We start from the raw sequence: 19,515 nt of genomic DNA, 5'->3' as shown, positions 1-19,515 counted from the left end.
GATCTCCCCTCAGAACAGAACCTTCTGGCCGTTCTTGGCCGCGTTCTCCAGCTCGGCACGCAGCTCGTCGATCAGCGCCTCGACCTTCGCCCGCAACGTGACCGGGTCGTCCATGTACGGGCGCAGCGCCTCGAGGCGGCCCCGCACCTTCTCGTTCCAGATCGGGTGGCCCTGCAGCTCCCGGATCAGTTCGGGCGAGGGCGGGCGGCCGGCCTCGCGCATCACCGCTTTCGTGACCTGGTGCACCGGCAGGTTCTCGGCACCCGGGATGCCGGGGCGGGTCGGCAGCGCGAACCCGTTACGTGCCGCGTTGTGGTCCCAGCCGCCGTGCGCGCGCAGCACGTCGAGGACCGGATGGTTCTCCAGCCACATCGGGATCAGGTGGTGCGGGTTCCACCAGCCGGAGTTGCCCTGCGCCCACGCCGGCGCCTCCATCCGGCCCTTGAGCGCGGCCCGGCTGACGCCCGGTTCGACGTCGCTGACCGGGGCGGGCGTCTTCTTCTGGAACTCACCCATCCCCTGCTCGTCGCCGAGCTGCGGCACGGCGTCGGGGTCCAGCGCGGACCGCGGCGGCTGGGGACCCTCGGGCGCCTCGGCGGGCGGCTCGCCGTGCCTCTCCACGACATCCTTGAAGGTCTCGATGTCACCCTCGCGGCCGAGCTCGGTGAGGATGCGCCCGGCCTCCTTGGGCGGCAGCTTGCGGAGTGCCTCCTCGATGCTCAGCCGCTCCGCCTCCGGCAGCGCACCGATGATCTCCAGCGCCCGCTTCCGCAGCGGACCAGATTCGACACCGGGCGGCAGCTTCGCCATCGGCTTCTTCTTCACCGCCGCACTCTTCTTGGCCGGCGCCGGCTTGTCGGGAACCACCGGCTTGTCGGGAACCACCGGCTTATCGGAAACCGGCGGCTTATCGGAAACCGGCGGCCTTTCGGTCGGCGGTTTCGGGTCCGGCGGGGCGGTGGCGGCCTCCTTCGCCCGCTGCGCGGCCGCCCGCTTGGCGAGCGCGTCCTGCTCAGCGGCGATCTTCGCGGCGGTGACGGCTTCCTGGCGGCCCTTGAGGTACGCCTTGATGCCGTCATCGGTCAGCACCGGCTCGAACCGGTCCGCCGCCGCGCTCAGGTCCTCATGGGTCTTGGCGGCCTCGACCTCGTCGAGGAACTTGTCGATCTTGGACGTGTACTCGTTGCGCAGGCCGTCCAGTTCGGCCGGCACGTCCTTGGCGAGCGCGTCCACGAGCCGCTGCCGGTACTCCTCGATCGCCGCCCGGCCCTCCGGCGACTTGGCCAGCTCACGGAAGTCGACCCGCTGCTCCTTGGGCGCCTTCGTGTGGTCGAGGAAGTCACCCTTGCCCGACTCGAGGCGCTTCACGAACTCGTCGGTGCTGAGTGCGGACAGCTCCTTCGACAGTGCGACAGCGTCCGCCTTGGCAGCGTCGCACGCGGACACCAGCTCGCCGCGGTAGGACCTCATCTCGGCGGCGATTGCGGGCTTCACCTCGTACACTGAGCCCTTGATCCTGATCTTCTCCCGCAGGACCGCCATGGACCGTGAGATGCGCTGCATGGTCTTGGGAAACGCGGTCTTCGCGGTGACGTGCAGGACCGCGGCGACGATGATCATGCCGACCGCGACGATGACGTTGGCCCGCGCCGCGGCCGCCGCCTGGACGTGCCGCTTGAACTCCGCCGGGTCCTTGGCCTGCGACGCCGCCTTGATCCGCAGCTCCGACTCGGCCGCCGACAGCGTGATCGTCGTGCCGAGCAGCACGCCCGCCGCCACCGCGATCGTCGCCAGCTCGCCGATGCCGGTCAGCCACGAGGCGACGTAGAGGATCCCGGCCACCGCCAGCAGCCAGCCGGAGATCTTCGCGCCCGCCCCGGTGCCCGCCGCCCAGCGCGCCCAGCTGTTCGCGTCGCCGTTGGCGGCCTCGGCGAGGTCCTGCCCGATCCCCCGGAACGTGTCCGGCGTGTTGAGCAGCAGCGCCGACTTGCCGAAGTCCTTCAGCGTCTCGCCCGGATGGTCCTTCATGTACTTGAGCTGCGCGTCGGTCAGCTCCGAGGTCATCTTGCGGGCGAGGTCGTAGCGGTCGCTCTCGGACATCGTGGCGACCGCGTGCTCGTCGATCGTCTTCAGCTTCTCGTCGAGCGCGCCCTGCAGCGTGTCGTCCGGCTTCGGCTTCTGGTTCTTCTGCTGGTTCTCCAGCGCCTTGACCAGCTCCGCCTTGCGGGCGATGAACATGTCGACCGACTTCTCGAACAGGTTGATGTCGGTCGTGGCGCGGATCGCGAGCAGCTTGAAGGCGGTCAGGTCCTCGTGCGAGAGGGTGGCGAGCTTGCCGGCGATCCGCAGGAACTGCGGGTAGTCCTTCGGCGGCAGCGGCGTCGTCCCGCCGGTGAGCAGCTCCTTGATCGCCGGGGGCAGTTTCTCCAGCTGCTCGCGCTCGGCGACGACGTCGGCAAGCTGGTTCTCCCAGGTGCGCACGTTGCCGGTCTCGGACTTCTGGATCTTGCCGGCTTTCTTGAGTCCGGCCAGCTCGGCGTACCGGCGGTCGGCCTCGGCGTTGAGCTCGGCGCGGGCGTCGCCGGGCATGGCGCCGAGCTTCTCCTTGGCCCTCCTACGTCGGTCCGCGTCCTCGGGGCGGCCGGACGCCTCGACCTTGCGCCGCTCGACCAGGAACCGCACCCTGCGCCCGCGGCGTTTGGCGACGTCGCAGTTGCCGCCGCCGCAGGTCCACTCGGAGTGCGTCTCCCGGCCGAACGCCACCCGCTCGTAGAGCCGGAACACCTCCTCCATGGTCTGCACGCTCGCCGGAACCTCGACGCTGTACTCCAGCGTCTCGATGTCGCCGCCCTTCTTCGGCCTGCGCTGCAGCGTGCGGGCCGTGCCGCGCTGCTGCAGCACGTGGACGAGCTCGTGCGCGAGAAGCTGGGAGCCCGCCGCCGTCTCCGGGCGGAAGCCACCCTGGCGGAAGAAGATGTCGGCGCCGGACGTGAACGCCTCGGCACCGGCACGCTGGTTCAGCCGGTGCGCCTGCTCGCCGTCGTGCACCCGGACGGCACCGAGCGGCAGTCCGAACGCCGGTTCGAAGACCGCGCGGACGCTTTCCGGCAGGGGGCGGCCGGTGCCGCGTACGGCGTTCAGCTCACCGCCGAGGTCCGCGCCGTCGTCCGGCTCGGCGGCCCGGTCGAGGTCACCGGCGGTGGGCCGCGCGGGCGTGACCTGCTCCGGACCGGTGTCGCCGGTCATCTCCGCCGCGACCCGCGTGGCCTCCTCCTCCGACACGTCGTCGGGCGCGCCCCGCAGCAGCGCCGTGAAACTCCGGTTGCCGACCAGGCTGGGCAGGCCCGGTTCCGGTGGCCGCCGGGATGCCGTCTCCCGCGAGGCACCCGCCGGAGCGTCGGCCCGGTGGGTGCGTACCGGCGTAGCGCTCATGCCGGGACCTCCACCGGGCGGTGCGCCCGCAGGGACCGCATCGTTCTGTCGAGGAGCCCGAGCGCCAGCCGCTCCGCCTCGCGGTCGAGCCCGAGCCGGTTGGCGTGCAGGTGCAGGATGCTGGGCGCCAGGTCCGGCAGCACCCCGCCGGCCGCCCGGAGCCGCCCGGCCAGCGGTTCGACCGTCTGCCGCCGGCGTTCCAGCACGGCGCCGGCGCGGTCCCACCCCGCGCCGAGCCGGTCCCAGCGCCCGGTGCCGTACGCGCCGACCAGGGCCCGCAGCCGCTCCTTCTGCTCCCGGAACCGTCGCCCACCGGCCGAGTGCGTGCCCGCAAGGGACCTCTCACCCAGGCCGTCCAGCAGCGCGGCCATGCTGACCAGGCCCAGCTCGACCCGGTCCAGACCGGCCCCGCGCATCGCGGTGAGCAGGCCGCGTACGGCAGCCGAGTCCGCGCAGGCCAGTTCCTCGCAGATCGCCAGCGTGTGCGGGCCGCCGTAGCGTTCGAGCTCACGGTCGTACGTCTCGATGCTCATCCTGGTCCGCAGCCCGGCGCCGATCGCCCGCGCCGCCCAGCCGGTCACCTCGGGGAGCACCCGCCCGAGCAGCGTGCCCGGCTCGCCGTGGAAGCGCAACCGCAGGTGCCGGTCCGGGTCGGCGTACCGGACGAGCATCCAGCCGTCGGCGTCGCCGCGCTCGACGATGCCGTCGGCCAGTTCGCCGAGCGGGCCGGCGATCAGGTCGTCCTCGGTGCGCGGCGGCCCGTCGAGGGTGACGTACAGCCAGTCGGAGCCGGGCGGGCGGCGGCGCTCCGCGTCCACCCGGGGTGCGGCCGGGACTGCCGGGCCCGGCCGGCTCGGTGCCACCCGGACCAGCGGCACGACCATCTCGACCAGGTGGCCGCCGTCCGGCCCGGGGAGCCAGGCGTGCTCGGGCCCGGGCAGCGGCTCGTGCAGCACCACCTCGTGGTGTTTCAGCAGGGAGGCGAGCTGACCCCGGTGGCTGTCGTCGTCGAGGTCCAGCAGCAGCCGGTTGTCGGAGCTGGCCAGATAGACGAACCGTGGGACCAGCCAGCGGTCCCGCCAGGCGCCGAGCCCGGCCCGGAGATCGGCGGCGGTGAGAAGCCACTGGGCGGGGCTCAGCACGATCCGGTCCCGGCGCAGGCGCGGCCGGAACGGCATGTCCGCCATCGGCCCCCAGTCGAAGCCGCTCAGGTCGGTGACGCCGTCGGCGGTCAGGTCCAGCAACGCGCGGCAGACGGCCGGCGCCGCCGCCGGGTTGAGCATGTGACCGGAGGTGAGCACCAGCGGCCGGTCGGCGGTGTCCCACCACACCCGGAACCGGCCGTCGACCAGGCCGGCCGAGAGCTCGTCCACGTGCACCACCCGGTCCGGCGCGACCGTGGGCGCCACCCCCACGGCAAGCTCGTGGTGCCGCAGCAGCGGGCGCACCGCGACGTTCGCCGAACGGGCGCGCAGCGGCCGGTAGACGAGTTCGGCGACCACCGCGCCGGGATCGGCGGGCTCCGCCGCGGCGGCCTCGGTGAGCAGGTCGTGTGCCGGCGCGCCGAGCAGGTCGGCGAACCGGCCGAGGCCGCGCCCGGCCGACTGGCCGCCCAGGTTGGGCCCGACGACCAGGTGGTAGTCGCCCCGGTCGAGGGCCGCGCGGTCGCGCGCGGCGACGAAGACGCTGAGTTCGAGCGAGGGCGGTAGGCCGGCCGGATCCGGCGGGGCGGCACCGCCGGTGAGCCGGTCGATCAGGGCGTCGTCGAGGACGACCTCGCGGCGGCCGGCACGGATCGCCCCGGCGACCATCTCCCGGACCACCCGCGCGCGGTCCGCGCCCGCGCCGCCGTGGACGGCGCCGTCATGGGCGGACGGGTGACCGAGACCGAACCGTGGATCGAGCAGTTCGAGCAGGGGCACCCGGCGCTGGTCGCCGTAGCGGCGGTGGAAGGCCTGCCGGTAGCCGGCGAGCGGGTCCCACGAGCGGCCGGAACGCAGGCGGAACAGCAGGTCGACGGCAGCGGCGGCGTCGTCCGCGACCGATCGGGTCACCCCGGTTCCGGCCAGTGGCAGCGCGGAGTCGACCTGCACGTCAGCGCGTGCACCCTCGATCCCGGCCTCGGACAGCAGAGCGCGGGCGGCGGTCAGGGCGGCTGTCGCGGAGGCCGCGCTGCCGGCTTCGTCGACGGCACGGCAGGCGGCACCGACCGCGGTCAGCCGGGTGGACCACCGCGCCGCCGTGGGTGAGGTCATCTGGTCCAGGCACTTCACCACGTGCCCGAGCGGGTCGCCGAGCAGCGCCGGTGGCAGCTCGGGCAGCAGGAACTGCTGGTCACGCAGCTGCCGCAGCAGAGCGGTGACCTTCTCGGCGGTCGCGCCCGGCGTCTGGGCGAGCAGGTACCGGCGCAGATCGGCCGAGCCGATGCCGGGACGGGCCAGCTCCAGCGCGCGCCGGACCACACCGGTCGCGCGGATCGACACGTCCGGCCCGGCGTGCCGGCCGCCGGTGGCCGGGTCCGCGAGGTAGAACCGGCCGTCGCGGGCGGAGACGCAGGTGTTGGCGTACCAGCGGCCGCCGTCCTCGCCGCTCAGCTGCTCGGCGACGGCGGTCAGCCAGGTCATGTCGGCCCGGGTCCGCGTCGGCCGGCGGCGCGGGGCGATCGCCAGGTCCGTCCGGTCGTCCCACCGGGCCACGGCCACCGCGGCGAACCCGCCGAACGGGGTCGGCCGCGTCGCCGCGCGGATCAGGTAGCGCTGCAGGGCGGCGCGGGCGGCCGGGCCGGCCGTGCCGGAGTCGAGGGCGGCACTCAGGTCCGGCGACGACACCGACACGGCGAACGCCACGTCCTCGTCGGCCCACCACCGGTCGAGGTCGGAGTCACCGAGGCTCGCGAAGGCCGAGGCGGGCAGCAAGGGGGCCCGGACCACCGGTCCGGACAGCGCACGGTACGCGGGCCGAGTCGTCATGAGAGCAGCAACATCCGATCCCAGGACGGGCCGGGCGCGGGGCCGAGCAGGGCTAGGGCGACACCGGGTACGCCGTCCAGCAGCCCCGGATGGTCGACCAGGACGCCACCCGGTTCGGCGACGCGCATCCCGAGCAGGGTGTCCGGGTCGTACTCGGCGGCGAGCCTGGCCGCGAGCGTCTCGGCGGTCGCCGCCAGCGCCGGGTCGTCGAGGTCGGCGGCGAAGCGCTGCAGCACCCGCAGCAGCCCGGCCCGCCCGTGGCACAGGCCGGAGGTGGTGAGCCACCAGCGCTCCGGTGGCCGGGCCGCCACCGCGCGGATCGTCCGGGCCGCGAGGTCGCGCCACTCGCTGCGGCCGAGCGCGGTGCCGGCGAGCCACAGGCTGCGCGCCACGCCGATCGATCCGTAGCACCAGGCGGCCCGGCCGGGTTCCGCCGTGGCGGAACGTGCCGGTCCGGGGTCGTCCAGGGCGACGGCGTCCGGCCAGTCCGGCGCGTCCGCGGTGCCCACCCGATGGTCGGCGAGCCAGGTGGCGGTCGCCTCGATCGCGTCGCGGGCGCCGGGCACCTCGGCACCGTCCAGGATCGCGAGCGCCAGCAGCGCCAGCGGGCCCGGCACACCGTGCGCGATGCCGCAGTTGTGGTGCCCGTCCGGGAAGTAGTCGCGCAACGTCCCCACAGTCATGTCAGCCGGTGTGTGCCAGCTGCGCGGGTGCCCGGTGCCGGCCAGCAGCCGGGTCAGCGCCGTCAGGGCGGCGGTGAGAGCGTCGCCGCGGGGCCGGGCCAGCAGGTAGGCACCCGTCCCGGTCAGCCCGGAGATCAGGTCGTGGTCGCTCGCCGCGCAGCCGTCCGCCACGCGAAGCTGCCGGGCCGCCGAGATCACCGCCGGGCCGACGGCCGCGTCCAGCGACGACAGCAGCCGCTCATAGCGGGGACGGCCACCGGCCAGGAGGGTCGCTGCCAGGCCGATTCCGGCCAGGCCGGAGAAGAGCGAGACATCGTACGGGGACGACGCCGCAACCGCCGTGGCCAGGTGCTGATGCCCGGCCCGGTCCCACCCGTCGCCCGGCCGATGGACGTCGAGCGCGGCGCAGACCACGGCCAGTCCCGCGCTGCCGCCCGAGAGACTGGCCGGGCGCCACGGCAGCACGTCCGCGTACCGGGACTGGCGTGCCATGGCCGCGACCGCGCCGCTGAGCCGGACCGGGTCGTTGATCCGGTCCGCGATCAGCTCGGCGACCTTCTCGGCGGTCACGGTCGTCCGCAGTTGTGCTGTTCGGTCGGGCAGTGCGTCTGCGCCTGGGTCTGGCACGGCCGGCAGGTCTCCGGGCACGTCCGGCGGCACGTCTCCTCGCACGTGTTCCGGCAGGTGGCCGCGCAGGTCGCGCGGCACGTGTCCGGGCACGTCGCGCGGCACGTGTTGGGGCAGGTGGGCGCGTGACTGTCACACGTCTCGCCGGGCTGCTCCCTGGTGGTCGGCAGGTACAGCTCCGGGGAGCCGTGCGGGCTCAGCTCACCCCACACGAGGTCGAGGTCGAACTCGTCGAGGGCACCCCTATCCGCACTCATCGTGACCGATCCGGCTCTCCAGCGCGGTCACCGCCGCGCGGAGCTCGTTGACCGCGCCCACCAGCACACCGGCCAGGCCCGCGTAGTCGACGGCCAGCAGGTCACTGTCGCCCATCGGCACGACCAGTTCGGGGAACGAACGTTCTATCTGCTGCGCGACGACCCCGGCACGCCGGCCACTCACGGTGCCGGCCTCCCCCTCCACCGGGACGAACGTCACCGCCTCCACCTCGGCCAGCCGGTCCAGCACGCCGGTCAGTCCGGTGACGCCGGTCTTGAGGCGCAGGTCGGACGGGTTGCAGAAGGTGATCGCGCAGACCGTGCCGGAGACGTCCACGTCGAACCGCGGGCTCGGGTTGCGGACGCCGAGCCGGTTGCCGACGAACACGTCGTGCGACACCTCCAGATCGGCCGGGCTGCCGCCGCCGACGTGGACGGTCTGCCCGGTGTTCCAGTTGAGCCACAGCCCGTCCGGCCCGTCGGCGCCCGACTGCTTGCCCACGACGTGCCGGGTGACCAGGAACGCGTCGCCGCCGGCCCCGATCGTGGTGGTGCCGCGGACGGCGAGCCGCTCCAGCCGGGACGTCCCGGCGGCGGTGACGGCGCCGGTGACCGTCAGGTTGCCGCCGGCCTGCACGTCGCCGGTCAGCGTGCTGCTGCCGCTCACCTTCAGCGCCGCCAGGGTGGTGGTCGCCGCCCGCAGATCGCCGGTGACCACCAGGTCGTCGTCGATCGTCACGTCGCCGGCCACGGCCAGGTCGCCACCCGCGGTCAGGTTGCCCGTCACGCTGAGGTCGCCGGTCACCTCGGCGCCGCCGCTCACCGAGAGCGCGGACGCCAGCGCGACCGGCCGGGCCACGCGCAGGCCGCCGTCCAGCTCCAGGTCGGCGGCGCCGGTCACGGCGAGCGCCCGGCGGGTCGTTCCGGCCGCGGCGAGCAGGTGCAGGTCGACGCCGCCGTCGGCCCGCGGCGCGAGCTGCGCCGACCGCGCCTGACCGGCTCCCTGTCCCCCGTCGACGCGGGACAGGACCAGCGATCCGGCGACCGGCCGGGCCAGGCGCCGCAGGCCCGGCTCCAGGGTCTCGACGACACCGCCGGCGTTGAGTTCGACCACCGCGAGCACGACCTGGGTGCCGTCGTCAGCGAACGGGCCGGGGTCGATCAGCCGCAGCCACGGCGCCTGGCGCAGCAGGAGCAGACCGGCGTCGGCCACCTCGACCTCGCGCCAGCCGGCGGTGAGCAGGTAGCGGCCCGGGTCCACGTCCACGGTGTCGAGAACGACGCCGTCCGGCCCGACCGGGACGGTCGGGATGTTCTGCACGCCGGTGGGCGGCACCTGCGGATCGGTGATCGCGAGCCCGTCCTCGCCGAGCACGATCACCCGGCCCTCGGCGTCGAGCGCGGTGCCCTGCGCGACGGTCAGGCCCGCCGAGCCCGCGGTCGCGGTGACCGTCAGGCCGCCGGCTACGCCCCAGTCGTACAGCGCCGTGGTGCGGGCGGCGTCGGCGGGCAGGACGTAGCCCTCGATGTCGGTGCGCGACTCGGCCCGCGAGGTGAGGCCGGTGCGCGGTGTGGGGTTGGGGCCGCTGAGGTTCCAGTACTGCGTGCGGACCAGGCCGGTGTTGCTCATCCGACGGCCAGGATCCGGGGATCGGTGCTGTCGTCCGCGCCGGCCGGTGCCGGCGAGGTGGGTACGACTGGGCCGGGCCCGGTGCCGGCCTCGAGTTCCTCCAGCACCTGGATCGCGCCGCTGATGCGCAGCAGAGTCTCCCGCAGCACGACCTCCTGCCTGGTCAGCTCGTGCAGGCGGGCCTCGCCGGTGGCGTACTCGCGCCGCAGCTCGGCCAGCCGGTCCCGCAGTCGGTCGTCGGTCATCGTTCGTCCTCCGTCGGTGTGTCGTCGGTGGCGCCGAAGATGCCTCGCTCCTCGTCGACGCCGTACACGTGCGGGTGCAGGTACCTCTCGGCGGCGTGCTCGGGCTTGTCCACCTCGGCGACGATCCGGTTCGCCTCCGCCCAGGGGTCCTGCCGTACACCGGTGACCAGCCAGCAGACGGTCGCACCGGGCGGATCGGAGCGGATCGCGAAGCTGTTGCCGGAGACTTCCTCGGCGATCGACACCGAGGCCGTGCCGCCGATGACGGTGAGCTGGTAGTTCACGTCCCGGTTCAGCGCCTCGAAGTAGTCCGGGAGCTCGACCCGGGCGAGGCCGTCCGCGCCGGTGGTGACCCGCCCGCTGTACAGGTTCGTCATCTCCGGCGACTCGACGAACGAGTGGGACAGGAGCCGGTGCTCGGGGTCCAGGGGGTGGTCGATGGTGAACCCGCCGCCGCCCTTGGACAGCGTCCCGGTGATCGACACGTTGCCGTTGAACTGAGCCGCCGCGACGCGGCCGGTGGACCGGATGCCGATGTCGCCGCTCGCGTCGACGCCGATGCCCCGTGCCCGGAGACTCGGCGGGAAGAAGATCGGGCCGCCCGAGGCCGTGCGCCCCGCGGCCCGGATGGCGACGAAGCCGTCCACGTGCAGCCGTGCGTCCGGGTCGCCGAGGCCGATGCCCATGCCGAGGTTGCCGGTGCGGGTGTCCATGGCGAAGCCCCAGCCGGTGCCGTCCGCACCGTAGAGACCCACCTTGTTGTCGGCGCCCATGCCCACGAAGCCGCGGTCGCGGTCCTGGTGGAACCAGATGCCGGCGGAGAAGACGCCGTGCGAGCGCACCCGCATCCGGCGCAGCACGTCGAAGCCGGCACCGTCCGGGCTGCCCGGGACGGACTGCGGCAGCCGGACCTTCAGCATGTCCTCGCCGGCACGCAGGAACGCGTCACCGCCGAGGGCGTACCACTCCCACCGCACCGGTTCATGGGCCGTGCGGTCGTCGAACGACAACCCGGCCGACGGGCCGGTGGTGTGCAGGTGCTGGACCTCGGTGTCGCCGGCCGGGGTGACCCGCAGCGCGGGCCGGGGCGACGGGCCGCCCAGCATGCTGAGCACCACGTCACCGGCCGGTCCGGTGCCCAGGGTCGCCACCGCCGCCTGGCCCACGGTCCCCGGTGCGCCGGTCGGCACCCGCAGCTCCAGCCGTCCGGCCGGCAGGCCGGCGAGCCGCCGCGGCCCGGGTTCCAGGCCGAGCACCGCGCCCGCCGCGTCGAGCGTCGCCCGGGCGAGCACGACCTGGTCCCCGCGGTCGGTGAACCCGGCCTCCGGCAGCAGCCGCAGCCACGGCGCGTGCCGCAGCACCAGCGTGCCGCCGGTGGCCGCCTCCACCTCCCGGAAGACGATCGTGAGCAGCATCGCCCGGCCCTCGGCGCCCGGGCCGGTGGCGACCGCGACGCCGGTCTCGCCGACCAGCACGGTCGGCACGTCCTGCACGGTGTCCGGTGCCACCTCGGGGTCGGTCACTGCCGCGCTGCCGGGTGCCAGCACGATCGTGTGGCCGGCCGCGTCCAGGGCGGTGCCCGGCGCCACCGTGAGGCCCGCCGCACCGGCGACCGCGGACACCTCCAGACCTCGGGCCACGCCCCAGTGGTGCAGCGCCGCGCCGCGCGCCCGTTCCAGCGGGAGCAGGTGGCTGTCCATGTCGTCACGGCTCTCGACATGGTTGGTGGACCCGGTACGGACCGTGCCGGTCGCGAGGTTGAGGTACTGCGTACGGATGATCGGCTCGGCCAACTCCGGACTCCTTCCGGCGCGTGCTGCTAGAGGATCGAGGTGTTCAGGGTCCAGACGGTGTGTGCCGGCTTCTGCTCGGTCACGATCGTGGTGATGTTGCCGACGGCCTTGTCCAGTTCGTGCTTGCGCCTCGGGTCGCCGTCGGGCGGCAGCCGTGACTCGGTGAAGTGCACGGAGACGTCGAAGTGGAACGGCCGGGCCCGGTTCCAGAACGTCTCCAGCCCGCGCAGCGGCGGCTGACCGGGGTCGCTGATCACCAGGCGGTCCGCGGTGGCCACCATGCCGGTGGGATAGACCAGCTCGCCCGGACCGGTGATCCGGGTGAGCACCGGCGGTGACGCGGCGAGGTCCACGGTGAACACGGCGGCGTGCTCGGCCACCGGGCAGATGAACGGGTTGGTGGCGGAGATCTCGAACGGCTTCAGTCCGGCGTCCAGCACGTACCGGGTGCCGTCCCGGGTCTGCGCCAGGGCGGTCGGTGCGACCAGCGGGTTGGTCACCGGCAGCAGCCGCGTCTCGGTCCACGGGTTGGTGCGCCGGTCGACGCGGCGCAGGTTGCCGGACATCTCCTGCGGCCCGGACGGCTCCTGCGGCCCGCCGTCGCCGAGCAGCAGCGTGCCGCCGGCCTCGACGGTCAGCGACAGCGGCTCGACGACCGTGGTCAGCCTCGTCCGGGTGACGGTGAGCGGGTTCGGCTTGACCGTCACGATCGACGGGACCGCCTCCTGCGGCTTCTGCCCGCCGCGGTCGAGCGCCAGCAGGTCCCCGGTCGCCGGGTCGACCGCGAGGGCCACCATCCAGACCGGTTTGCCGGGGTTGGACAGCGTCGTGACGAGGGTGGCCGCCACACCGTCGAACGGTGCCGGTATCGAGAAGAGGCGGCCGGTGCGGGTGAGCACGTACGCGGTCTCCGGCGCGGCGTCGCGGGCCGGGCGGACAGTGACGGCGACGACGTCCTTGAGGCTGGTCGCGCTCGCCAGGGGTGCGGGGCGCGGCGGTGTGCCGGCGGTGCGGTAGCGGCCCGAGGAGTCCAGGTGCCAGACCCGGCCGGGCAGGGTGACCCCGGCGTCGTCGGGCAGGCCGATGTCGGCCACGAACAGGCTGCCGTCGGCGCCGGTCGTCACGTTCCAGGGCCGGGTCAGGCCCTCCGAGCGCACCTGAGTGCCGATCACGACCGGGCCCTGCGAGACCAGCGCGGTCACCGTGGCACGCTCACCGGCCCGGGGTACGACCGACAGCAGCCGGGCGCCGTCGTCGACGCAGACCCGCGGTTGTGTGCTGCCAACGGCGTACAGATCAAGGTATTGATTGAGGCCCGCCTTGCGCCCGCGCAAGCGGTAGATCCCGGCTATCTCCGCGGTGACCTTGCGCCGTTGGTATTCGTCCCAGAGCAGTTCGCCCTGCAGGGTGGGGAAGTCGAGTGCCACCCAGGAGGCGAGCCAGGGCAGGAACTCGGCCGGCGTGGTCCACGGGTCGAAGAGGCGGTGCAGGCCGGCGATCTGATCGGTGAGAGCCGGGCGGCCGTGCGCGAGCGTGACACCGTCCGGCAGACCGGTGGCGATCTTCTCGAAGATGCGCAGCATCGCGCCCAGCCCGATCTCGCCGGACTCCGGCGGCGGGTCGTCGCGCCACAGGATCGGCGGCAGGTAGCGCAGGTAGCCGCTCACGTCGGTCATCGCTGTACCTGCTGCACCTTCACGACCTGCGCGTTCTCGGCCGCGGCGCAGACCAGCTCGTAGTCGGCGACGCGCACCGACGCGCCGAAGTCGGAGAGCGGGAACGGCCGCTCCACGTCGGCGTTGAAGGCACCGCCCGGCCCCTGCGGCGGGAAGTGATAGGCGGGCACGTCCGGCTTCATCTGCAGCGTGCTGATGAAACCGAGGTCCTCGGCGGGCATCAGCGCGCGGAACAGGTCCGAGGTGAAGACCGGTTCGCCGACCTGCCAGCCGGTGCCGTCCGGGCCGCCGCGCGTCGGGTGCAGGAACCGCAGGATCCGCGCGCGGGTGTCGGTCTCGATGGTGCCGGTGTCGGCCCCGGCGGCGAGCGCCTCCTGCCAGACCTGGATGGTGACGCTGACGATGACCGGCAGGTAGCGGGGCGCCACCACCTCCAGCCGGGCGGTGAGGTCGCGGCGGGCGTCCAGGTACGCCGTGACCAGCCGGATCTGGTCCTGGGTGGGCTCCGGCCGCGCGATCTCGAGGCCGCGGTCCGGGACGATCACCAGGTTCACGGTGCCCGGTGCGCGGACCAGCCCGCCGAACTCCCACGGCTGGCCCTTCTGGAACGGCGTGACCGCGCCCGGCGGCGGGTTGTGCAGTCTCGGCGGCAGGCACCGGCGGATCACCAGGTCGTTGGCGGCCTCCCGGGCGAGGAACTCGTAGTCGTCGACGGTCACCGCGCGGTACCGGATCCGCAGCTCCTCGGGGGCGCGGCGCATGGTCTCCTCGATCGGCTCCTCGTCCGCTCCGTCGCGGGCCGGCCCGAGGTTGGTCACCGACGCGATGCCCGGCGGGAGGGTCGTGTCCGGTGCCGTGGTCAGCACCACGACCTGTCCGGGCGCGACGTTGCCGGCCGCTCCCCGGTCCACCCAGCGGTACCGGGCGGCCTGGATGCGGCTGCCGGCGGGCGGCACCGAGCCGCTGCCCTTGCCGGACTGCGGGTCGAAGTTGCCGAACCGCACCTCACCGGCGACCGGGTCGATCCGGTAGACCTGGCCGGGTCCCGCCTGGAACTCGTCGACGAGTGCCCACTCCTGCAGGACCGGCGGTGTGCCGGACTCCACCTGGACGCGCAGGTCGGCGTAGGGCGCGGCGAGGCCCGGACGGCGGTACAGCGGCCGCTCGCGCAGGCCGAAGACCTGGAACGGCTGCCCGGTGCTGGTGCCCAGCACCTCCGGCCGGCGAATGGTCAGCGCGGTCCGCGCCGACACGGCGTTGAACAGCAGCCGGTCGATGCCGAACGTCAGCGGCGGGGGCGGATCGCCGCCCGGCGGAACGGTCACCGCGGGCGCGGTGAAATGCAGCGCGGTCCAGAACAGCGGTTCGGTGACCGCGTCGGCCGCGCCGGCGGGCGTGACCGCGGTCCACGGCTTGGTGGCCTCCGGCCCGGCGGCGCGCTGGGTGGCCCAGTCGGCCGGCACGGTCACGCGCAGGGTGCCGTCGTGCCGCAGGCCGTCGGTCCCGTCGGTCACCGGCAGCGCGGGCCACGCGTTCGGCTGGTCGGTGCCCTTGGAGAACCGCGCGGTCACGGTCACCGGCTTGTCCGGCAGGGCCGCCTGGAACAGCCGGATGTCCAGCACGACCGGTTCGGTGACCGCCTTGGTGAAGCCGAGCAGGACGTCGACGGTCTGCCCCGCCGGCACCTGGACCAGGTGGTGCGCGGTGGGCGGCCCGATCAGGTCGGCCGACACGTTGCGGTACGCCCCGGCGAGCGCGACGTTGGACTTGCGGGCCGGCAGCCTCAGCGCCGCCGTCAGCTCGGTCGGCAGGACCACGAGGTCGGCGTCGGTCTCGAACACCACCGGCTTGCCACCGGCGGTGTCGACGGTCTGCGCCTGTGTGCCCGCCACGACGGTGGTCCGGTTGGGCACGCCGGAGCTGAAGGTCAGGTAGGTCCGGGCCGGGTTCTGCGGGTCGCGGGTGATGCCGAGCAGGTTGAGGAACGCGAGGTAGTTCTTCTCCGGGGTCTGGTTCAGCCGGAAGATGATGTTCTCGCCCAGCCACGCGAACAGCTCGATGAGCGTGATGCCCAGGTCGCTGGGGTTGTGGTCGGTCCACTGCGGCGCGTACTTCGGGATCAGCGCGCGCATCTCGTCGACCAGGTCCTGCCAGGTCCGGTCGTCGAGGTCCGGTGGGAGGACGCGGCCTCGGCGCGATTCGAGGGTCATCACGCACGCTCCAATCCGAAGGGCAACACGAACAGGTGCTCGGCCGCGGTGGCGCGCAGGCGGTAGCGGACCTCGATGACGAGCTGTTCGGCGCGGAAGTCGTTGGTCACCAGGACGTCGAGGACCTCGATGCGCGGCTCCCAGCGGTCCAGCGCGTCCTTGACGTAGTAGGCCGCCAGGCTCGCCGTGGTGGCGTTGTTGGCGGCGAACACCAGGGTCTTGAGGTTGCCGCCGAAGGTGGGGCGCATGAGGCGCTCGCCGTACTGGGTGCCGAGGATCAGCCGCATCGACTCCTCGACGCGCGCGACGCCGCCGGACTCGCCGAGCCCGCGGGCGCCGAGCCGCAGCGGGAAGGCGAGGCCGTGGCCCAGGTGTTCGTCGGCCATCACAGCACCGCCGGCGCGGCCGTGAGCCGGGTCTGGTTCGCCGTCGCCTTGAGCGCGTTCCCGGTCGGGGAGACTCCGTCGGTCGCACCCGCCACGTCGGCGAGCACCACGGAGACGCCGCCCACGGTGAGCCGGGACTTCTCGCCGGTGGTCACCGACGCCACCGTCAGGCACGTCTTGGTGTTCTGTGACGGCGCGGTCGTGCAGCCGGCGACCGCCTTGCCGGTGAGCCCCGCGAGCAGTACCGGCATCTTGCCGACGGTGAGCCTCGACGACGTGGTGGCGGCCGCCACCAGGCCCGGCGAATGCGGGCAGGCGACCGTGCTCGGTGCGACCAGTACCGCTGTCATGTCACGTCCACCCCGCTCGGTGTCATTTCGATCTTGGTGAGCCCGGCCTGGAGCTTGATGTTCCCGGTGGCCTGGATGGACAGGTCGCCGGCGGCGCTGATGGAGAGCGATCCCAGTCCGGTGGTGTCGTCGAACGTGATCGTGTGCCCCGACGGTGTCTTGAGCATCCGTTTGCTGTTGAGGCCGTCCAGGTTTGTCGTCGGCGGTGGGCGCTTCGCCGTCCACAGGGCGCCGAGCACGTACGGCTTCGTGACGTCCCCGCCGAGGAACGCGACGAGCACCTGGTCCCCCACGGCCGGCAGCGCCCAGAACCCGGTGCCGTCGCCGGCCATCGGGCGTACGACGGGCGCCCAGTCGCTGAGCGCGTTGCCGGACAGGCCGGGGAACTTCACCTTGACCCGGCCGATCGGCGGTGACGGCACCTCGGCCAGCAGCTCGTTGTTGGCCTCCACCTCGCCCAGCACCACGCCGAAGAACCGTTCGGCCTGGTTCGGCGGCGGCTCCTCGTTCAGCTTCTTGCGCAGCATGCCGAGCAGGTTCGTGTGGCCGCGGCTGGTGATCGAGAAGTCGGTGCGGAACCCGTTGCCGTCGATCTTGTGGGTGACCTTGCGCAGCCGGTACGTCCCGCTGAACCGTTTACCGATGCCGGCGATCTTGACGTAGCGCCCGGCGGTCAGGTCGGGGATGCCGATGCAGGAGCCGGTGCCCTCGTACATGCCCTCCAGCAGGTTGCGCAGGATGGAGAGGCCGAGCTGGGCGGCCTGCACCGGGTTCTCGATCGGCTCCTTGCTGACGCCCTTGCGGACGAACGACATCAGCAGCTGCATCGCCGACTGGCCGAGCCGCTCGGTGAGGGTCTCCGGGTCCAGGTCGGCGAGCATCGTGACGGTGATCGCCTGGGCGAGCTCCTGGTTGTAGACCTGGATCTCCTGGACCCCGGCCATGCCGGCGGCCGAGATCCGCGGGCTGAAGCTGGACAGGTTCCTGCCCCACTCCAGCACGTGCGCGGCGAGCTGCGGGCGGGGGAAGTGGAAGTGCAGGCGGTCCCACTCGACGTACACGTCGAAGAAGTACTTGTCGGCGCATGACTTGAGGAACGCCATGTCGTTCTCGGCCTTGGTGCGCTTGCCGATGTACGGGGCGGGGTCGACGATCGGGATCAGCCCGTACTCGGCGGCGATCTCCGCGGCGAGGATGCTGTCGTTGATCATCGGCCACTGCGCCGGGCCGGTCTGCGAGTGCCGCATCCGGTACGACTTGTCGTAACCCGACACCACCACCGTCGGCGCCGCGTCCGCCGGGAACGATGGCTCGATCGACGCCACCTCGCCAAGGAACGCCGGCACCAGCTCGTGGCCGTACCCCAGGTGGATCTCCACGGTCTTGCCGATGTCCAGCAGCGGCGAGTCGAGCAGCCTGTTGTCCGGGTTGCGCAGCGTCAGCCGGAACGAGCCGGCCAGGTCCAGGTCCGTCTCCACGGTCAGGCCGAGCACCTGCCCGGCCAGGTCGGCGGCCATCGTCACGCCGGAGAGGCGGACCTCGAAACGCGGGGCGTACGGCGGTGTGGTCATCCGGGCCGCCCCGGGATGACCAGGGTGGTGCCGGCGACGATCACCAGCGGGTCGGTGATGCCGTTCGCCCGCGCGATCTCCCGCCAGCGGCCCGGGTCGCCGAGGTAGACACCGGCGATCCCGCTCAGCGTGTCGCCGTTCAGCACGACGTGCACGGCCGAGCCCTCCCCCTGCGCCAGCGGGATGATCACGTCATTGACCAGGGCAGAGGCGGTCGGTGAGCCGAGGAACACGCCGCGCTGGATCTCCAGGGGGACGTCGGCGTACTCCTGCAGGCGTACCGACATGGTCGAGCGCACCGGCGTGCCGTCGCGGTCGAACATGGTGAACCGCTGACCCGCGTCGGTGAGCACGCACCGGAACTGCACCTGGCCGAGGGAGAACAGCAGCACCGGCGGCGCGAGCGTCTGCGGCAGGACCTTGAGCAGCGCGACGATCGGGGCGGTGTGGGCGCGGACGTCCTCGCCGGTCTCGTACGTGTCGAAGAACAGCTCCATGGTGAGCACGCGGTTCTTGCCGCGCACGTACTGCACCGGTGAGGCGTTACGGCCGGGGATGCCGACCTCGGCGAACTGGTTGCCCTGCTCGAACTTGAGCTCCTCGGGGTTGTACATGACCGGGTGCGGCGTGCCGGACACGGTGTCGATGAGGACCGCCTTGGCCAGTTCGGCGTGCGCCGGTTCCGGAGCGCGCCGCTGCATCCGGCGCAGCACCGCCGGTCGTCCCCGCGGGATCGGTGCGGTCACGTCAGCCTCCACGCTCGAAGTCGGTACGCACCCGGCGCATCAGCTCCTCGATCAGGTCGTGGCGCAGCGACTCCATGTCGAGCGCCGGCGCCGCCGCGGCGGCCGGACCGGCCTCGGCCCGGTCGGCGTCGGCGCGCATCGACGGGCCCGCGGCCGCGGCCGCGGCCGGCGCGGTTCCGTTCGGCGGCGCGGAACCGTTGGGGCCGGGCGACGGTGGCGTCGCGGTGCCCGGTGGCCCGCCGGACAGGTGGAGTGCGGCCGGCGCACTCACCACGGGCGAGCCGAAGGAGAGCCGGGTCTCGCGTTCGATCCGCAACGCCTCGCGCTCCTCGGCGTCGGCACCACCGGGCGTGCCGTGGGAGGCGGCTCCGCCCCGGCGCAGCGCCGCGCTGACGTGGCTCGCCTCGTGCGCGAGAAGTGCCAGTCCCTCGGGGGTGTCCGGGCGCAACCGCCCGGACCGCATCCGGACCTCGGTGCCCCTCGTGACGGCGTCGGCGTGCATGCCGCGTACCTCGGTGTCGGCCGCGGAACCGGTGAGCACGCGCATGACCGCGGCGCCCGGCCCGGCCAGCGCGCCCAGCCGGGCGCGGACGTCCACCGGAAGGGGCCGCTCGGTCTCCGTCACCACGGATTCCTCCGGCGCGGACGGGCTCGCCGGAGCGCTCGGAAAGCGACGGCGGGCGGTGGCGGGCGGCGGGCGCACGTCGGCCTCGTGCCGCTCGAACCGCTCCGCCCAGGACGTGCTGAGCTCGGCGGCCCGGCGCAGCGCCGGTGCCAGCCCCGCGGCCCACGGAAACGTGGTCAGATGCCGCGCCGCCAGTTCCTCACCGGCGGCGGACAGGCGTTCACCGAGCGTGGCGGGCATGCCGTTCCCCCTTCCGGCGTCGCGTCAGTTCGTCTCGAGTTGCGCTGAGATCTCCCGCACCCACCGCACGCGCTG

14 protein-coding genes are annotated in these 19,515 nt (G+C 73.4%); all 14 read right to left on the bottom strand.

The window, feature by feature from the left end; all coding sequences use genetic code 11:
• Positions 1-9 precede the first annotated feature (9 nt).
• From AB0M02_RS34320 to AB0M02_RS34255, 14 genes are read right to left on the bottom strand one after another with little or no spacing between them, the layout of a single operon-like run.
• Positions 10-3,432 carry a DUF4157 domain-containing protein gene (locus tag AB0M02_RS34320; RefSeq protein WP_364234622.1) on the bottom strand — a complete coding sequence of 1,141 codons (3,423 nt, stop codon included), beginning with the start codon at positions 3,430-3,432 and terminating at the stop codon, positions 10-12.
• A complete protein-coding gene (locus AB0M02_RS34315) occupies positions 3,429-6,401 on the bottom strand; it encodes a lantibiotic dehydratase (RefSeq protein WP_364234619.1) in 2,973 nt (990 codons plus the stop codon). Before AB0M02_RS34315 ends, AB0M02_RS34320 begins: the two co-directional genes overlap by 4 nt.
• Complete coding sequence (locus AB0M02_RS34310; RefSeq protein ID WP_364234617.1) at positions 6,398-7,654, bottom strand: lanthionine synthetase C family protein; 1,257 nt, start codon at positions 7,652-7,654, stop codon at positions 6,398-6,400. Before AB0M02_RS34310 ends, AB0M02_RS34315 begins: the two co-directional genes overlap by 4 nt.
• The gene (locus AB0M02_RS34305; RefSeq protein ID WP_364234616.1) at positions 7,651-7,968 is read right to left on the bottom strand and encodes a hypothetical protein; all 318 of its coding nucleotides are present in this window, start codon (positions 7,966-7,968) and stop codon (positions 7,651-7,653) included. The genes AB0M02_RS34310 and AB0M02_RS34305 overlap by 4 nt, the downstream gene beginning before the upstream one ends.
• Positions 7,955-9,598, bottom strand: a complete 1,644-nt coding sequence (locus tag AB0M02_RS34300; protein WP_364234614.1) for a tail fiber domain-containing protein — start codon at positions 9,596-9,598, stop codon at positions 7,955-7,957. Before AB0M02_RS34300 ends, AB0M02_RS34305 begins: the two co-directional genes overlap by 14 nt.
• Complete coding sequence (locus AB0M02_RS34295) at positions 9,595-9,843, bottom strand: hypothetical protein (RefSeq protein ID WP_364234611.1); 249 nt, start codon at positions 9,841-9,843, stop codon at positions 9,595-9,597. The genes AB0M02_RS34300 and AB0M02_RS34295 overlap by 4 nt, the downstream gene beginning before the upstream one ends.
• Complete coding sequence (locus tag AB0M02_RS34290) at positions 9,840-11,636, bottom strand: hypothetical protein (protein ID WP_364234609.1); 1,797 nt, start codon at positions 11,634-11,636, stop codon at positions 9,840-9,842. Before AB0M02_RS34290 ends, AB0M02_RS34295 begins: the two co-directional genes overlap by 4 nt.
• Before the next feature lie 26 nt (positions 11,637-11,662).
• Positions 11,663-13,312, bottom strand: a complete 1,650-nt coding sequence (locus AB0M02_RS34285) for a phage tail protein (RefSeq protein ID WP_364234607.1) — start codon at positions 13,310-13,312, stop codon at positions 11,663-11,665.
• Entirely contained in the window at positions 13,309-15,522 is a 2,214-nt protein-coding gene (locus AB0M02_RS34280) for a putative baseplate assembly protein (RefSeq protein ID WP_364234605.1), read from the bottom strand. The genes AB0M02_RS34285 and AB0M02_RS34280 overlap by 4 nt, the downstream gene beginning before the upstream one ends.
• Positions 15,522-15,908: a GPW/gp25 family protein gene (locus AB0M02_RS34275; protein ID WP_364234602.1), complete on the bottom strand. Its 387-nt coding sequence runs from the start codon at positions 15,906-15,908 to the stop codon at positions 15,522-15,524. Before AB0M02_RS34275 ends, AB0M02_RS34280 begins: the two co-directional genes overlap by 1 nt.
• Positions 15,908-16,258 carry a hypothetical protein gene (locus AB0M02_RS34270; RefSeq protein ID WP_364234599.1) on the bottom strand — a complete coding sequence of 117 codons (351 nt, stop codon included), beginning with the start codon at positions 16,256-16,258 and terminating at the stop codon, positions 15,908-15,910. The genes AB0M02_RS34275 and AB0M02_RS34270 overlap by 1 nt, the downstream gene beginning before the upstream one ends.
• On the bottom strand, positions 16,255-17,829 hold the full coding sequence (locus AB0M02_RS34265) for a phage baseplate assembly protein V (protein WP_364234597.1): 1,575 nt from the start codon (positions 17,827-17,829) through the stop codon (positions 16,255-16,257). The genes AB0M02_RS34270 and AB0M02_RS34265 overlap by 4 nt, the downstream gene beginning before the upstream one ends.
• Positions 17,826-18,575: a LysM peptidoglycan-binding domain-containing protein gene (locus AB0M02_RS34260; protein WP_364234596.1), complete on the bottom strand. Its 750-nt coding sequence runs from the start codon at positions 18,573-18,575 to the stop codon at positions 17,826-17,828. Before AB0M02_RS34260 ends, AB0M02_RS34265 begins: the two co-directional genes overlap by 4 nt.
• 1 nt (position 18,576) lies before the next feature.
• Positions 18,577-19,440, bottom strand: coding sequence for a DUF4157 domain-containing protein (locus AB0M02_RS34255; protein WP_364234594.1), 864 nt, complete (start codon positions 19,438-19,440; stop codon positions 18,577-18,579).
• Positions 19,441-19,515: the final 75 nt, after the last annotated feature.

The organism is Actinoplanes sp. NPDC051861, assembly GCF_040681145.1.
Lineage (GTDB): Bacteria > Actinomycetota > Actinomycetes > Mycobacteriales > Micromonosporaceae > Actinoplanes.
The sequence above is the reverse complement of the archived record's forward strand: the minus strand, read 5'-3'. Positions and strand labels throughout refer to the sequence as shown.

What these genes read in the sequence shown, in the direction of transcription:
- AB0M02_RS34320 (WP_364234622.1), bottom strand. Translation starts at nt 3,432, where the DNA reads ATGAGCGCTACGCCGGTACGCACCCACCGGGCCGACGCTCCGGCGGGT.
- AB0M02_RS34315 (WP_364234619.1), bottom strand. Translation starts at nt 6,401, where the DNA reads ATGACGACTCGGCCCGCGTACCGTGCGCTGTCCGGACCGGTGGTCCGG.
- AB0M02_RS34305 (WP_364234616.1), bottom strand. Translation starts at nt 7,968, where the DNA reads ATGAGTGCGGATAGGGGTGCCCTCGACGAGTTCGACCTCGACCTCGTG.
- AB0M02_RS34300 (WP_364234614.1), bottom strand. Translation starts at nt 9,598, where the DNA reads ATGAGCAACACCGGCCTGGTCCGCACGCAGTACTGGAACCTCAGCGGC.
- AB0M02_RS34295 (WP_364234611.1), bottom strand. Translation starts at nt 9,843, where the DNA reads ATGACCGACGACCGACTGCGGGACCGGCTGGCCGAGCTGCGGCGCGAG.
- AB0M02_RS34285 (WP_364234607.1), bottom strand. Translation starts at nt 13,312, where the DNA reads ATGACCGACGTGAGCGGCTACCTGCGCTACCTGCCGCCGATCCTGTGG.
- AB0M02_RS34280 (WP_364234605.1), bottom strand. Translation starts at nt 15,522, where the DNA reads ATGACCCTCGAATCGCGCCGAGGCCGCGTCCTCCCACCGGACCTCGAC.
- AB0M02_RS34275 (WP_364234602.1), bottom strand. Translation starts at nt 15,908, where the DNA reads ATGGCCGACGAACACCTGGGCCACGGCCTCGCCTTCCCGCTGCGGCTC.
- AB0M02_RS34270 (WP_364234599.1), bottom strand. Translation starts at nt 16,258, where the DNA reads ATGACAGCGGTACTGGTCGCACCGAGCACGGTCGCCTGCCCGCATTCG.
- AB0M02_RS34265 (WP_364234597.1), bottom strand. Translation starts at nt 17,829, where the DNA reads ATGACCACACCGCCGTACGCCCCGCGTTTCGAGGTCCGCCTCTCCGGC.
- AB0M02_RS34255 (WP_364234594.1), bottom strand. Translation starts at nt 19,440, where the DNA reads ATGCCCGCCACGCTCGGTGAACGCCTGTCCGCCGCCGGTGAGGAACTG.